At 70.5% G+C, this 14,765-nt stretch carries 14 protein-coding genes; 9 read left to right on the top strand and 5 right to left on the bottom strand.

Annotation, left to right across the window (positions count from 1 at the left end; translation table 11 throughout):
* Positions 1-118: 118 nt before the first annotated feature.
* Positions 119-2,317, bottom strand: a complete 2,199-nt coding sequence (locus ACIPC1_RS04730) for an MMPL family transporter (protein ID WP_402513177.1) — start codon at positions 2,315-2,317, stop codon at positions 119-121.
* A 194-nt stretch (positions 2,318-2,511) separates the two neighbouring features.
* On the opposite strand from ACIPC1_RS04730, the gene ACIPC1_RS04725 reads away from it, so the two are divergent.
* The 5 genes from ACIPC1_RS04725 to ACIPC1_RS04705 all read left to right on the top strand — a co-directional run bounded on the left by ACIPC1_RS04725 (position 2,512) and on the right by ACIPC1_RS04705 (position 7,163).
* A complete protein-coding gene (locus tag ACIPC1_RS04725; protein WP_402513175.1) occupies positions 2,512-3,159 on the top strand; it encodes a TetR/AcrR family transcriptional regulator in 648 nt (215 codons plus the stop codon).
* Between the two features lie 2 nt (positions 3,160-3,161).
* Positions 3,162-3,368 (top strand): hypothetical protein, encoded by a 207-nt coding sequence (locus ACIPC1_RS04720; protein ID WP_402513174.1) that lies wholly within the window; start codon positions 3,162-3,164, stop codon positions 3,366-3,368.
* A 10-nt stretch (positions 3,369-3,378) separates the two neighbouring features.
* Complete coding sequence (locus tag ACIPC1_RS04715; protein WP_402513173.1) at positions 3,379-3,972, top strand: helix-turn-helix domain-containing protein; 594 nt, start codon at positions 3,379-3,381, stop codon at positions 3,970-3,972.
* 92 nt (positions 3,973-4,064) lie between these two features.
* Positions 4,065-5,015 carry a class I SAM-dependent methyltransferase gene (locus ACIPC1_RS04710; RefSeq protein ID WP_402513171.1) on the top strand — a complete coding sequence of 317 codons (951 nt, stop codon included), beginning with the start codon at positions 4,065-4,067 and terminating at the stop codon, positions 5,013-5,015.
* Positions 5,016-5,129: 114 nt separating this feature from the next.
* The gene (locus ACIPC1_RS04705; RefSeq protein ID WP_402513169.1) at positions 5,130-7,163 is read left to right on the top strand and encodes a sigma-70 family RNA polymerase sigma factor; all 2,034 of its coding nucleotides are present in this window, start codon (positions 5,130-5,132) and stop codon (positions 7,161-7,163) included.
* 66 nt (positions 7,164-7,229) lie between these two features.
* Here ACIPC1_RS04705 and ACIPC1_RS04700 read toward each other — a convergent pair whose 3' ends face one another.
* Positions 7,230-7,502, bottom strand: a complete 273-nt coding sequence (locus ACIPC1_RS04700; RefSeq protein WP_385732533.1) for a DUF1876 domain-containing protein — start codon at positions 7,500-7,502, stop codon at positions 7,230-7,232.
* A 179-nt stretch (positions 7,503-7,681) separates the two neighbouring features.
* Here ACIPC1_RS04700 and ettA point away from each other — a divergent pair, with 179 nt between their 5' ends.
* The 3 genes from ettA to ACIPC1_RS04685 are packed head-to-tail and all read left to right on the top strand — an operon-like array spanning position 7,682 to position 10,452.
* Complete coding sequence (gene ettA / locus ACIPC1_RS04695) at positions 7,682-9,346, top strand: energy-dependent translational throttle protein EttA (protein WP_402513168.1); 1,665 nt, start codon at positions 7,682-7,684, stop codon at positions 9,344-9,346.
* A gap of 6 nt (positions 9,347-9,352) precedes the next feature.
* Positions 9,353-9,763: an acyl-CoA thioesterase gene (locus ACIPC1_RS04690; RefSeq protein WP_402513166.1), complete on the top strand. Its 411-nt coding sequence runs from the start codon at positions 9,353-9,355 to the stop codon at positions 9,761-9,763.
* A complete protein-coding gene (locus ACIPC1_RS04685) occupies positions 9,760-10,452 on the top strand; it encodes a hypothetical protein (RefSeq protein ID WP_402513165.1) in 693 nt (230 codons plus the stop codon). Before ACIPC1_RS04690 ends, ACIPC1_RS04685 begins: the two co-directional genes overlap by 4 nt.
* A 21-nt stretch (positions 10,453-10,473) precedes the next feature.
* On the opposite strand, the gene ACIPC1_RS04680 is transcribed toward ACIPC1_RS04685, so the two are convergent.
* Positions 10,474-10,878 (bottom strand): globin, encoded by a 405-nt coding sequence (locus ACIPC1_RS04680; protein ID WP_384373772.1) that lies wholly within the window; start codon positions 10,876-10,878, stop codon positions 10,474-10,476.
* Positions 10,879-10,984: 106 nt separating this feature from the next.
* Between ACIPC1_RS04680 and ACIPC1_RS04675 the strand changes: the two genes are divergently transcribed.
* Positions 10,985-11,965: a methyltransferase domain-containing protein gene (locus ACIPC1_RS04675; protein WP_402513164.1), complete on the top strand. Its 981-nt coding sequence runs from the start codon at positions 10,985-10,987 to the stop codon at positions 11,963-11,965.
* Between the two features lie 12 nt (positions 11,966-11,977).
* Here the strand turns inward: ACIPC1_RS04675 and ACIPC1_RS04670 are convergent, their stop codons facing one another.
* Both ACIPC1_RS04670 and ACIPC1_RS04665 read right to left on the bottom strand, forming a co-directional pair.
* Positions 11,978-13,291 carry an FHA domain-containing protein gene (locus ACIPC1_RS04670; protein ID WP_402513163.1) on the bottom strand — a complete coding sequence of 438 codons (1,314 nt, stop codon included), beginning with the start codon at positions 13,289-13,291 and terminating at the stop codon, positions 11,978-11,980.
* 73 nt (positions 13,292-13,364) lie between these two features.
* Positions 13,365-14,711 (bottom strand): VWA domain-containing protein, encoded by a 1,347-nt coding sequence (locus tag ACIPC1_RS04665; protein ID WP_402513162.1) that lies wholly within the window; start codon positions 14,709-14,711, stop codon positions 13,365-13,367.
* Positions 14,712-14,765 lie beyond the last annotated feature (54 nt).

Below are 14,765 nucleotides of genomic sequence, written 5' to 3'. Positions count from 1 at the left end.
TGTTCCGCCGCTGCCGCGACGGCCACTGGTCCGCGTCCACGCACGGGACAGTGGGCCACGGCCACGCAGAACGGCCGGCCGGGAATCCCCGGCCGAGCGCCCGCATGAACTGCTTGTGTCAGACCTTGGCCGGCGTCCGCCTCTCCTCGGCGGGCGCGGCCTCGGAGATGCCCAGCCGCTTGTGCACCGCACGCAGGGGCTTCGGCGCGTACCAGGCCGTACGGCCAAGGAGTCGCATGGCCGCCGGTACGAGGACGCCGCGTACGGCCACCGCGTCGATCAGGATCGCCAGGCCGCTGCCGAGCCCGAACATCTGGATGAAGCTGACGTTGGCCGTGCCGAAGGCGAAGAAGCTCACCGCGAGCAGGCCGGCTGCCATGGTCACGATGCGGCCCGTGTGGGAGAGACCGCTGGTGACGGCGGTCTCCGTGTCGGCGCCCGCGTCGTGCAGTTCCTTGATCCGGCTGGTCACGAAGACCTCGTAGTCCATGGACAGACCGAAGGCGATGCAGAACATGAGCACGGTCATCGAGGTGTCCATCGGCTGTGGCGTGAAGCCGAGGAGGGAGGACAGATGGCCGTCCTGGAAGATCCACACCATGACGCCGATGGCCGCCGTGAGGCTGATGCCGTTGAGGACGAGTGCCCGCAGTGGCTGGATCACGCTGCCGGTGAAGAGGAAGAGGATCACGAAGGTGGTGGCGGCCACGAGACCGATGGCGAACGGGAGGCGGTCGGCGATCGAGTTCTTGGAGTCGACGAGCCGCGCGTCGTTGCCACCGACCAACACCTCGGTCCCGGCGGGCGGATCGACCGCCCGTACGTCCTTGACCAGGGCCTGTGCCTCATCCGACTTGGGCGTGAGGGCACTGACGACGGTGATCCGCTGGGCGTCCGGCCGGCCCAGTGCGGCGGCCGCCGGGCCGGGCGGGGTGGACCGGCCGTCGGCGAAGGTGCCGGCGGAGGTCTCCACGCGGGCCGCGCCGTCGAGCCGCGACAGGTCGGTCGCGTACGCGCTCAGCTCGGCCGGAGCCACGGGCCCGGTCGTGACGATCTGCACGGCGGACTCGTCGCTGCCGGTGAAGTCGCCCTGTACGGCGGTGGCGACCTGCCGGCTCTGGGCGGTCTCCGGCAGTACCCGCTCGTCCGGCGTGCCGAAGGTCACGCCGAGCAGCGGACTCGCGGCGAGCAGCAGGATCGCGAGGACCGGCAGCGCGGTCAGGGCGGGCCTGCGCATGACCGTGCGGGCCAGCCGGCCCCAGAGCGGCGCCTCCGCGTTGCGTACGGTCTTCGCCCAGGGCAGCCGGCCGTTGTTGACCCGGTGGCCGAGCACGGCGAGCAGCGCGGGCACGACCAGCAGGGCGCCGGCGGCGGCGATGATCACGACGCCGATGCCCGCGTAGGCGAACGAGCGCAGGAAGTACTGCGGGAAGACCAGCAGGGCGGAGAGCGCGATGGCGACGGTCGCCGCGGCGAAGGTGATGGTCCGGCCGGCCGTACGCACCGTGTGCCGGAGGGCTTCGGGGACGGCGGTGCCTTCCGCGAGGTGCTCGCGGAACCGGCTGATCATGAGCAGTGCGTAGTCGATGCCGAGGCCCAGGCCGAGGGCGGTGGTGAGGTTGATGGAGAACACCGAGACGTCGGTGAGGCTGCCGAGGACGTAGAGCTCGGCGAAGGTCCCGGCGATCGCGATCAGCCCGATGACCAGGGGAATCAGCGCCGCGACGACACTGCCGAAGGCGATCACCAGCAGGATGAGGATCAGCGGCACGGCGATCAGCTCGGCCACCGCGAGGTCCTTGGCGACCTGGCTGGTCACATCCTTGCCGACCGCGGCCGCTCCACCGGCCTCCACTGTCAGTCCGTTACGGTCGCCGGTGTACTCGTCGATGATCGCCGAGGCGTTGTCGGCCTGCTCGGTCTCGTCGCCCCTGACGTGGGCCAGCACCAGCGCCTCGTTCCCGTCGCGGGAGGTCAGCGAGGAGGCGCCGGTGTCCCAGTACGAGATCACGTTCGACAGCGTCGGCTCGGCCTTGAGCTCCGAGGTGAGGGCGCTGCCGGCCTGCTCGGCGGCGGGGGAGCCGATGGCGCCGTCGTCGGCACGGACCAGCAGGACCAGGTTGCTCTCACCTCCGAACTTCTCGTCGATGAGCTCCTGGGCGTGGGTCGAGGGCGCGCTCGGATCCTCGAAGCCACCGCCGAGGAGCTTGCCGAAGGCCCCGAAGCCGATGGCCCCCATGGCGATCACGGCCACCACGGCGAGTGTCAGTACGAGCCGTCCCCGGCGGAGGGCCAGCTCCGTAATTCGGTCGTACATGGTCATCCCCCTTGATGTTTACGCTATTAACATGGACCGTGGCATATAAAGTTAACGCCGTCAACTTTGGGAGGTCGACGGCGTCACCTCGGGGCAGAATGAGGTCTGGGTCGAGGCGGGGTGAGGCCAGGATCGAGGCGGGGTGAAGCCGGAGCCGAGGCGGGATGGACTCAGGATCGGGGCAGGATGGGCTCATGGAATCGATCACGGGCGGCAAGTCCCGCTACCACCACGGCGACCTCCGCAACGCGCTGATCGAGGCCGCCTACGAACTCGCGGCCGAGGGTGGCCCCGAGCGGGTCGTCCTGCGTGAGGCGGCCCGCAGTGTCGGCGTGTCACCCACCGCCGCGTATCGCCACTTCGGCGGCCAGGGGGATCTCCTTGAGGCCGTGAAGGTCCGTGGTCAGCAGGCGCTCGCCGAATCGATGGTCGAGGCGGTGCGTGTACTGCCCGCACTCGACGATCCGGGTGAGGAGGCCGTCCGTAGGGCCGAGGCGATCGGGCGTGGATACGTGCGCTTCGCGATCCAGCACCCGGGGCTCTACCGCACCGCTTTCTGTCGTACGCCCGCGGAGGGCGGCGACTTCACCGGCCTCGAAATCCCCGAGGAGAGGGCGGAGTTCGCGGCGTTCGTGGAGCTGTCGCGCACGCTGGACGCACTGGTGGCGACGGGCCGGATGCGGCCGGAGAACCGGCCCGCGGCCGAGGTCGCCGCCTGGTCGGCCGTCCATGGTCTCTCCCTGCTCATCCTCGACGGTCCGCTGGCCCGGCTGCCCGCCGAGCAGCGTGACGCGGTGGTCGAGCGCACGCTCACGACGATTGTCGCGGGACTTACGCGGTAGGTGTGGGTGGCCCCGGCGCAGCGACGAACTCCCTCACCGACGGGACCGGTTCGTCATGGACGTACATGCCGAGGATCGACCGGCTGCGCCCCGCCGACCACCGTCCCTGGTGGGCTGTCGAGCCGGACCGCGCCGACCACCGTCCCTGGTGGGCCGCCGAGCCCGACCGCGGCGAACGACACCGGACGCACCTTGCCGTACGGGCATAAGATATTGCCTATGACGCAAGGCGATGATGACCTGGACAGCCTGGTGCGCAAGCGCATCCGTGCCCTGCGCGTGGCCCAGGGCTGGTCCCTGGAAGAGCTGGCCGGCCGCGCCAAGGTCAGCCAGTCCACGCTCAGCCGCATCGAGAACGGCGGGCGCCGACTGGCCCTGGACCAGCTCGTCACCCTCGCCCGCGCCCTGGACACCTCCCTCGACCAACTGGTCGAGAACGCCACGGACGACGTCATCTCCAACCCGATGATCGACGGAGCCCACGGGCAGATGCGCTGGCCCATCAAGGCGGAGCCCGGCATGACCGTCGTACGCCGGCGTATGACCGATCCGCCGCCCGACCATCCCTCGCGCATGCGTGCCCACCCGGGCCGCGAGTGGCTCGTCGTCCTCTCCGGGACCGCGATCCTGCTCCTGGGCAACCGGCGCTTGCGGGTCGAGACCAACCAGGCGGCGGAGTTCCCCACGATGCTTCCGCACGCCATCGGCGCGGAGGGCGGACCGTGCGAGATCCTGGGCGTCTTCGACCGGGACGCCCGGCGCGGTCACCAACGCGGCGAGGACGTGGGTAAGGCCAACCGGCCGTCCCCGTGAGCGTTTGCGTGTTCCGCAGTCCAGCGAGTCATTGTCTTGCGCGTTCCGCAAGCTGCCACGCCATACGCGAATGCCCTGCCTAGCGTGAACGCATGAATCACCCCTCCCCGTACACGGCCCACCATGACCATGACCATGACCATGACCGCGACCGCGACCGCGACGCGGGCGACCAGGTGGAGATCCTCGACCTGGACGCCGAAGTACTCGCCGAGCACATCGCGTCCATCACCGCCTGGCTGCCCATCGAGATCAGCCCCCGCCGCATCGTGGATCTGGGCTGCGGGACCGGAGCCGGCACCCTGGCTCTGCTCGAACGCTTTCCCGAGGCAGAGGTGACGGCCGTCGACCTCTCGACCGCCCACCTGGACCGACTGCGGGAGAAGGCGGCCGCGGCCGGATCGGCCGACCGCGTGCGCACCGTCCAGGCCGATCTCGACGCGTCGGCATGGCCCGAACTCGGCACGCAGTCGCGGTCCGAAACAAGCACGCAGTCGCGGTCCGAAACAAGCACGCAGTCGCGGTCCGAACCCGGCGCGCCGGAGTTGGTCTGGGCGTCGGCCTCCCTGCACCACGTGGCCGACCCCGACCGCACCCTGAGCCAGGTCCACGACCTGCTGGTGCCGGGCGGGCTGTTCGCCGTCGTCGAGCTGGCCGGTTTCCCCCGGTTCCTGCCCGCAGACGCCCCGGAAGACGCTCCAGGTCTTGAGGAGCGCTGCCATGCCGTGCTCGACCACCGCCACGCCGAGCAGCTCCTTCACCGGGGCGCCGACTGGGGAACCAAGCTGAAAGCAGCCGGATTCACCGTCGAGGGCGAACGCACCATCACGGTCGACATCGGCCCACCCCACACCGACGCGGTGGGCCGCTACGCACTCAGCGGCCTGCGTCGCCTGCGCGGCGGCGTCGCATCCGCCCTCACGGCCGAGGACCTGTCCGCCTTCGACCAACTGCTCGACACCGGCAGCCCGCACAGCATCCTGCGCCGCACCGACCTGAGGGTGCGCACCGAGCGCACGGTGTGGGCCGCCCGCCGCTCCTGACCTGGGAGGGCGGGGGAGGCGCAGGGCCCCTGAGTGAGTGCTGATGGAGCGATGTGATGATGGCGCGCAGAGATTTCTGTTATGCCGACGCCGACGAGGAACCCTCCTCCAGTCATGACCGAGACATCACACAGCGGATACGACGGGCCGGACGAGCCCCGGACGCAGGCCGCCCTGGTGCGGGCCGCGCAGGGCGGTGACCAGCGTGCCCTCGACACACTCGTGGCCGACTACCTGCCCCTGATCTACAACATCGTGGGACGGGCGCTGGACGCCCCCGCCGACACCGATGACGTCGTGCAGGACGTCATGCTGCAGATGATCCGGGACGTGCCCAAACTGCGTGACCCGGAGGCGTTCCGGTCCTGGCTGGTGGCCATCGCGATGCGACAGGTCCGTCGGCACTGGCGGCTGCGGCGCAGCGCGCCGGCGACCGCCGGGATCGAGGCGTTGGAGGAGATGGCGTTCCTCGCGGACCCGGGAGCCGACTTCGTCGACCTGACGATCACCGTGCTGAACCTGTCGGGTCAGCGGCAGGAGACCGCCGAGGCCACGCGCTGGCTGGACGCCGACGACCGGCAGCTGCTGTCCCTGTGGTGGATGGAGGTCGCGGGCCGGCTGACCCGGGCCGAACTGGCCACGGCGATGGAGGTGCCGACCCCGCATGCCGCGGTCGCGGTGCAGCGGATGAAGGCCCGGCTCGAAGCCGCGCGGGCGGTGGTCCGCGCACTGGGGGCCGTGCCGCGGTGTGCGGAGATGAACACGGTGCTGCGCGGCTGGGACGGGCGGCCCTCCGGCCTGTGGCGCAAGCGGATCGCCCGGCATGTGCGCGCCTGCCCGGTGTGCGGCGGCGTATCGGTCGGCGTGGTGCCGGCGGAGCGGCTGCTGGCCGACCTGGCTCTGGTGGCCGTTCCGCCCGCTCTGCTGGGGCTGCTGGCGTTGGGGGCGGGCGCGGGTGCGGGCGCCGGTGCGGGCGCAGGCGACGTGGCCACCGCTGCCTTCCACATTCCGTCCACGGCGGGCAGGGCGACGAGCCACGCCCTGGTGAAGTCGGGAGGCATGGCCTTCGGCAAGGCCGCCGTCATGGCATCCGCCGTCGCGCTGTCCCTCGTGGCCACCACCGTCGCCTACACGCTCGGAGTGTTCGGGCCGGACGACCGCGGCGAACAGTCCTCGGCCGGTACGACCGTATCGGCGCCGCAGGCCTCCGGCGCCCAGCCGTCCACCACCGCCTCCACGACCCCGACACCCTCGCCCTCCGCGACCGCGAAGCCGAAGGCCTCGGCCTCGCCCAAGGCCGCCGCGGCACCGAAACCGGCCGCCGGGAAGGCGGCGACCGTCACCGACACGAAGCTGCCGGTACGGGCGGCCTTCTACTACCCCTGGTACGACGAGAACTTCACCGACGGCGGCAGCCAGTACACGCCCTCGGCCGGAAAGTACGACGTCGACGACCCGGCCACCGTCGAGCGCCAGATCAAGGACATGCAGTACGGCGGTCTCCAGGCCGGCATCTCCTCCTGGTGGGGCGAGGGCAAGCGTGAGGACGTACGGCTGCCCCTCCTGATGTCCAAGGGAGCGGAACTCGGCTTCTCCTGGACGGTGTACTACGAGCACGAGGCGTACGCCAACCCCTCGGCCGCGGAGATCAGGGAGAGCCTGACCTACCTGCGCAAGTACTCCGACCAGCAGACCTGGCTGCACGTCGACGGCAAGCCGGTGATCTTCGTGTACGGCGGCAGCGGCGACGCGTGCGACATGGCCACCCGCTGGTCGCAGGCCAACGAGACCGCGGGCTACTACGTCGTCCTGAAGGTGTTCGGCGGCTACCGGGACTGCGCGAACCAGCCCGAGGGCTGGCACCAGTACGCCTCCAGCCTGGACGTGCAGAAGGGGTACTCGGCGATCGTGTCACCCGGTTTCTGGCTGAACACCGCGAAGGAGCCGACCGTCGCCCGCGACCTCGACCGGTTCCGCGAGGAGGCCACCACCGTCGCCACCTCGGGTGAGCCCTTCCAGCTGGTGGTGACGTACAACGAGTGGGGCGAGGGCACGGCCGTCGAGTCGAGCACGGACTGGCCGAGTTCCAGTGGCCACGGCGCCTACATGGACGTACTGCACGAGGTGTTCACGGCACATCCACGCTGAGGGCGCCGAGGGCCCGAGGGCCGGGTGACCGTGACTCGCACGGCGCCCGGCCCGGCTCACGTCACCTCACGTCAACGGATGCGAGGTCCTGCCCGACTCCTGGTCGATCTCGTCATGCGCCTTGGTCAGCAGCTTCATCGCCAGTTCGTTGAGCGCCCTGGCTCCCGCGACCTCCTCGCCGACCCGCGGCTGGTTCGAGTCGGACGGGTGGCGGCTCGCGTAACCGTGCGCGCGCACCTCGCTCCCGTCCGGCAGCCGTACGAGTGCGGCGGCTCGCGTGCGGTGAGGATCTTCCTCGAACTCCAGCTCGACATGCCATCCGACAGCGGTCTGCGCCATCACGATCACCTCCGGGTCCCTGTCCACCACGGGTCCCCTGCCTACGAGTGTCCTCCTGCACCGCCGGGAAGGGCCAGGTCACGGAGGGCTGCCCGAACTGGTTTCCCCCCAGGCCTGGCAGTCAGGCAAGATGGGGTGTATCTGCCCACTGCCGATTTCAAGCGTCCGGACGGTTTCTCTTGGCTGAGTTCATTTACACCATGCGCAAGACGCGCAAAGCGCACGGCGACAAGGTGATTCTTGATGACGTCACCCTGAACTTCCTGCCCGGAGCGAAGATCGGTGTGGTCGGGCCGAACGGTGCCGGTAAGTCCACCGTTCTGAAGATCATGGCGGGGCTCGAGCAGCCCTCGAACGGCGAGGCCTACATCTCGCCGGGCTTCAGCGTCGGCATCCTCATGCAGGAGCCGCAGCTGGACGAGAGCAAGACGGTCCTGGAGAACGTCCAGGACGGTGCCGCCGAGCTCATGGGCAAGCTCAGTCGCTTCAACGAGGTCGCCGAGCTGATGGCGACCGACTACTCGGACGCGCTCCTCGACGAGATGGGCAAGCTCCAGGAAGACCTGGACCACGCCAACGCCTGGGACCTCGACGCGCAGCTGGAGCAGGCCATGGACGCGCTGGGCTGCCCGCCCGGCGACTGGCCGGTCACCACCCTCTCCGGTGGCGAGAAGCGCCGCGTCGCGCTCTGCAAGCTGCTGATCGAGGCCCCGGACCTGCTCCTCCTCGACGAGCCCACCAACCACCTCGACGCCGAGTCGGTGAACTGGCTGGAGCAGCACCTCTCGAAGTACGCGGGCGCCGTCGTCGCCGTCACTCACGACCGGTACTTCCTGAACAACGTCGCCGAGTGGATCCTCGAACTGGACCGCGGTCGCGCGATTCCCTACGAGGGCAACTACTCGACGTACCTCGACAAGAAGTCCACCCGTCTCAAGGTCGAGGGCCGCAAGGACGAGAAGCGGCAGAAGCGGCTCAAGGAAGAGCTGGAGTGGGTCCGGTCCAACGCCAAGGGCCGTCAGACCAAGTCCAAGGCGCGCCTGGCCCGTTACGAGGAGATGGCGGCCGAGGCCGACAAGATGCGGAAGCTGGACTTCGAGGAGATCCAGATCCCGCCGGGCCCCCGTCTTGGCTCGATCGTCGTCGAGGTCCAGAACCTTTCCAAGGCGTTCGGCGACAAGGTCCTCATCGACGACATGAGCTTCACGCTTCCGCGTAACGGAATCGTGGGCGTCATCGGCCCGAACGGCGCCGGCAAGACCACCCTCTTCAAGATGATCCAGGGCCTTGAGACCCCGGACTCCGGCTCCATCAAGGTCGGCGACACCGTCAAGATCAGTTACGTCGACCAGAGCCGCGCCAGCATCGACCCCAAGAAGACGCTGTGGGCCGTCGTCTCCGACGAGCTCGACTACATCAACGTCGGTCAGGTCGAGATGCCGTCGCGGGCGTACGTATCCGCCTTCGGCTTCAAGGGCCCGGACCAGCAGAAGCCCGCCGGTGTCCTCTCCGGTGGTGAGCGCAACCGCCTGAACCTCGCGCTGACCCTCAAGGAGGGCGGCAACCTGCTGCTCCTCGACGAGCCCACCAACGACCTCGACGTGGAGACCCTCTCCTCGCTGGAGAACGCGCTGCTCGAGTTCCCCGGTGCGGCCGTGGTCATCTCCCACGACCGCTGGTTCCTGGACCGGGTCGCGACGCACATCCTCGCCTACGAGGGCGAGTCGAAGTGGTACTGGTTCGAGGGCAACTTCGAGTCCTACGAGAAGAACAAGGTCGAGCGACTCGGCCCGGACGCGGCGCGCCCGCACCGTGCCACCTACAAGAAGCTGACCCGGGGCTGATCGATCTTGCGGCACATCTACCGCTGCCCAATGCGCTGGGTGGACATGGACGCGTACGGCCACGTGAACAACGCGGTCTTCCTCAGCTATCTGGAGGAGGCACGTATCGACTTCCTGAACCGCCCGGACAAGGAGTTCAGGCAGGGGTCAGTGGTGGCACGCCATGAGATCGACTACAAGCGGCAGTTGGTCCACCGGCACACGCCGGTGGACATCGAGCTGTGGGTCTCGGAGATCCGCGCGGCGTCCTTCACGATCGCCTATGAGGTCAAGGACGCGGATCAGCTCTACGTCCGGGCCGCGACCATGGTCGTGCCGTTCGACTTCGAGGCCCAGCGGCCGCGCCGACTCACCGCCGAGGAACAGGAGTTCCTCGCGGAGTACCGAGATGACAAGGACGAGGCCGTCGCCGCATGACGGCCCTGTTGCACCTCGCCGACGAGGGGGAGGCGGCGGACCTCGCCGCCTTCCTCGGGCGCCTGGTCCACTACGACCGCGCCGCCGCCGTACGGCTCCAGGCGTCCGGCAGCACGCTCGCGGTCTTCGGGCGCCCGCCGTCGTTCGAGGTCCTCGCCATCCGCACGGCGCGCCTCGCCAAGCCGTACGAGGACGGGCTCGACGTCCTGCTGGACGTGACCGTATCGGCCGGTGAACTCCTGGAGTCCATCGACGAGTCGGCGGCCACGACGGCCGTCCCGGGGGCCGTCACGGGGCCGCCGTGGGCCGGGGTGCTGCCGCCCCGCCGCGGCTGGCGTCCGGAACCGGGGCTGCCCGCGCCGGACGCCGTGCGGGCGATGGTCACCGCCGCCGTGGCCGAATTCCGGTTCCGTACGCAGGAGTTGGCGGTCGAGCGGCGTACCCGCGGTGAACTCGACCGGATCGGGCGGGAGATCTGGTCCCGGCCGATCGGCGACACCAGCCTGCCGGTACGGGCCGCGCACGCGGCGCAGTCCCTGGGCTTCCTGCGCCCCGCCCGCCAAATGCCGCCCGATGAAAGCCCGTTGGGGCTGTACTCGTCCGGCGCGTGGCTGCGGCTGCGCACCCCGTTCGGGTCGATCGCCGTACGCCGGGCGGGACTCGGCGCCCTGGACGTCAGCGTCCGCTGACTGGCAGGGCCCTGAGCCAGGTCAGCCGGCCGTGTTCACCATCGAAGCCGCCGCGTACGTCAGGTAGTTCCACAGCGTGTGCTCGTGCTCCTCGGAGAGGCCGAGCTCGTCCACGGCGACGCGCATGTGCTTCAGCCAGGCGTCGTGCGCGGCCTGGTCGACGGCGAACGGGGCGTGCCGCATCCGCAGCCGGGGGTGGCCGCGGTTCTCGCTGTACGTCGTCGGGCCGCCCCAGTACTGGATCAGGAACAGCGTGAAGCGCTCCTCGGCGGGACCCAGGTCCTCCTCGGGGTACATGGCCCGCAGCAGCGGGTCCCCGGCGACTCCCTCGTAGAAACGGTGCACCAGGCGGCGGAAGGTCTCTTCCCCGCCGACCTGCTCGTAGAAGGTCTGCTCCTGAAGCGTGCCGCGCCGGATCTCTGTCACCCGTCCATGGTCTCAGACGCGGTGACCGAGGACTCAAGGCTTAGGTCCACCCGCGGCCGTGGGCCCGGCGCTCGCCTCCCGGTCCCTCCGGCAGCACAGTGGAGGTATGAGCGCGCACGCTCTCGACCAGGAACCCGACGACCTCGCCACGGGGGTACGGGCGGCGCTGGTGCGGGAGATCGACAGAAGTGGGGCCTGGGACGCCGATCCGGTCTGGCGGGAGGTGTTCGAGGCGGTTCCGCGCCATCTCTTCGTGCCGTACTACTACGTCGGAGGAGGGGGCGGCTTCGAGCGCGTGTGGGGCGAGGATCCCGACCCGCGGAGCCGGGAGCGCTGGCTGCGCGGCGCCTACGCGGACGGGCCGCTGGCCACCCGGGTACGGGACGGTGAGCTGCTCTCGTCCAGCAGCCAGCCGTCGCTGATGGCGAAGATGCTGACCGAGCTGGAGGTACGGGACGGGGACGCCGTTCTGGAGATCGGGGCCGGCACCGGGTACAACGCGGCTCTCCTGGCCCATCGTCTCGGCGACGCGCTGGTGACCACGGTCGACCTCGACCCGGAGATCACCGAGTCCGCGCGCCGCCACCTGGCCACCGCCGGTTACCACCCGACCGTCGTCACGGGCGACGGCGCCCGCGGAGTCCCCGAGCGCGCCCCCTTCGACCGGATCATCGTCACCTGCACGCTGCCCACGGTCCCGCACGCCTGGCTGCCCCAGTGCACCCCCGGCGCCCGTATCCTCGCGCCGCTGGCCACGGGCCTGATCACGCTGCGGGTGCGGGACGGCGGGCACGCCGAGGGGCGTTTTCTGCACACGGCCGCCTACTTCGTGCCGTTGCGCGGCGGCAGTCGGCCCGAGCCCGAGCCGCCGCACCTGGGCGGGCTGCCGCCCCGGGCCAGGAGCGACGAGCTGTTCCGGTTCCTGCTGACCCTGACGGCGGGCAGCCTGGATCCGTACGAGGCGTACGCGCTGTGGGAGCGCGAGGAGCGGCCGGTGCGGGAGCGGTACGGGGTCACGGTCAGCGGCGAGCGCGCCTGGGCGTGGCTGGACGACCCCGAGGGGCCGTATGCCTGGCCGCTGCCGTGACGCGGCTCCCGGTCAGCCCCGCCTGATGGTGATCGTCGTCCAGGCGCCCACGTGCACCCGGTCGCCGTCCTGGAGCGGTATCGGCACGAAGGGCTGGATGGGTTCCTCGCCGCCGTTGACCGTGGTCCCGTTCGTCGAGTTCTGGTCGACGACCGCCCAGCTGCCGTCCGGCTGCTGGACCAGGACCGCGTGCTGGTGCGAGACGCCCGGGTCCTCCGGGGGCACCGACAGGTCGATGTCGGGGGACTCGCCGGTGGAGTGCCGGCGGCGGCCGATCGTCATCTGGTTGCCGGTGAGCGGGCGCTGCTGCTCGGGCGAGTACGCGGGCAGGTTCAGGCCCGCTGCCTCGGGGCCCGAGCGCTGCATCATCGCCATGAAGTACTCGCGGTCGGGACCGATCGTCACGGTCCAGGACAGCGGCTGCTGCTGGTAGGGCGGGCGGCTGCCGGGGCCGGGCGGTGCCTGGGGCGAGCCGGGCTGCGGGTAGCCGTAGCCGCCGCCCTGGGCCGGGCCGGGACCGTTCGGGCCGCCGGGGCGGGCCTGCGTGCCCGGCCCGCCGGGACTGCCCGCCGACGGCGGGGAGATCACCCAGTCGTCGTCACCGCCGCCGAAGGGCGGGCCGGGAGGACCGGGCTGGGTGGTCTGGGGGTACCCGGGCGAGGCCGGCTGCTGGGTGAAGGCCTGCCGGGCGTCGGGGCCGCCGGGTGTGGGCCCGGGGGGCGGCGGGACCGGACGTGACGGGTCGCCGAAGGGCGAGGGGCCGCCGCCGTACGGGGCGGGCGGACCCGGCGGAATCGGTTCGGCGGGGCGGTTCACCTGCGAGGGCCGCGAGCCCTGGTACTCGTACGGATCCTGACCGGGACCGGGACCGGGACCAGGACCGGGACCGGTGGGCGGTCCCTGCTGGAACCGCTGCGCCGGATTCGGGCTCCCTGGACCGCCAGGTCCTCCGGGGCCTCCAGGAGAGCCGCCAGGTCCCCCGGGGCCGCCGGGTGACCCCGGCAGCGGCCCCTGCGGGCGCGGCGCGGCAGGCGTGTACGAGGTCGCCGTGTTGGTGAGGAAGTTCCACCGGCACTGCTCGCAGAACGGCGCCGCGCCCTCACGGGGCGTACGGCACTGCGGGCAGAGCTCCGGAACGGGGTCGGGCACGGCGGAGAGATGCGCACGTCCGCCGGGGCCACCGGGGCCGGGCGGCGCCGGGTAGCCGTACCCGGCTGCGGGCGGCGGTGGTGGCGGGGGCGGGGGCACGGCACCGGCCATGCGGTGACCGCAGACCTCGCACCAGTCGTCGGAACCCGACTGGTGTCCGTTCGGGCAGGTCGGCATGTCGGCGCTTCCCCCTCTCCTTTTCCGGCCGGTAGGGCCGGGTTACTCCGGCTCCTGGGAGAGCCGGGCTCGCTTACTTCTTTACACGAACAGTCTTTGTGGACCGTGTCTCAAGGGTCATTTCGTCTGCTTCCTCGACCCTTGCCTTCAATCGCACAGTACCTGCAGCGGCATCGACCACGTCCACCACCTTCGCAAGCAGTTTCGCAGTATCGGCGTTGCCCGAAGCGCTCGCGAGCTGAACGGCACGTCCCAGCTTGGCCGTTGCTCCGTCGACATCTCCCATTTTGCGGGCGTCCAGGCCCTGTTGGATGACTTGTGCCAGTTCCGCCTGACCTGTGTAGTGCGCGACCTGTGGATTGATCGAAGTGGAAGCCGCCATGTCGTCGGTCCACACCGCTCGTACGAGCCCCTGTGCGCCGAGGTTCTGCACGCTGCCGTCGCTCTGCGGGATCACCAGCGAGACGCGGGCGGCCAGCATCTCCTGGCCGATGCCGGCCGAGGGGACCTCCACGCACACGTGGTAGTCGCGGGACTCGTCGCCCCAGGATCCGGTCGGGTAGTCACCGGCACGCGGGCCCGCCTCGGTACGGCGGCCGGTCAGCTCCTCGACGGTGGGGGCGACCTGCTTGACGAACTTGATCTCCGTGCCGACGGGCGTCCACAGCCGCAGCGCGACGTCCGCGACCTCCTTGCCCATGGCCGTCTCCATCATGTGCGTGAAGTCGGCGGCGAGGGCGGCCGGATCGGCGACGATGTCGGAGGTGCCGAGCAGCGCCGAGGCGATCCCGGTGACCTCCTTGACCTCCCAGTCCGTACCGACACCGCGCGCGTCACAGGTGAAACGCCCGGCACAGGAGTCGAGGGCGGCTTTCAGATCCTCCGGCGACTCGTGTTCGTTGCGGCCGTCGGTGAGCAGGATGCCGTGCCGGATCGAGACGTCCGCCGAGGACAGCAGGCGGTCGGCGAGGCGCAGCCAGGTGCCGATCGCCGTACCGCCGCCGGCGGTCAGCTTGCGCAGCGCCTGCTTGGCCTGCTCGCGGCTCGCCGCGTCGGCGACCGCCAGCCGGCCGCCGCCCGGATAGACCTCCTTGGCGACGTGCGTGCCGCCGATCACCGCGAAGTGCACGCCGTCGCGCACGGTGTCGATCGCGGCGGCCGTCGCGTCCCGGGCGTTGCGCATCTTGGTCGGCGGGTAGTCCATCGAGCCCGAACAGTCGACCATGATCGCCACGGCGGCGTCCGGGCCCTGCCCGGCGGTGTACAGGTGGGGCGCGGCGACCGCGCTTCCGATGGTGCCGCCGCCCGTCGCGCTCACCGTGACGATCGCGCTGACCTCGCGGGCGCCGTCGGGCAGGTACTCGTTCTGGTAGACGTCGACCGAGAACTGCGGCACGTTCGACTTCGAGAAATTGGCCATGCCTTCTTCGTCCCCCTCAAGGCCCCCGTAGTACGTACGTACTACGGGGTGATG

This window comes from Streptomyces sp. NPDC087263, assembly GCF_044744645.1.
Taxonomy (GTDB): Bacteria; Actinomycetota; Actinomycetes; order Streptomycetales; family Streptomycetaceae; genus Streptomyces.
The sequence above is the reverse complement of the archived record's forward strand: the minus strand, read 5'-3'. Positions and strand labels throughout refer to the sequence as shown.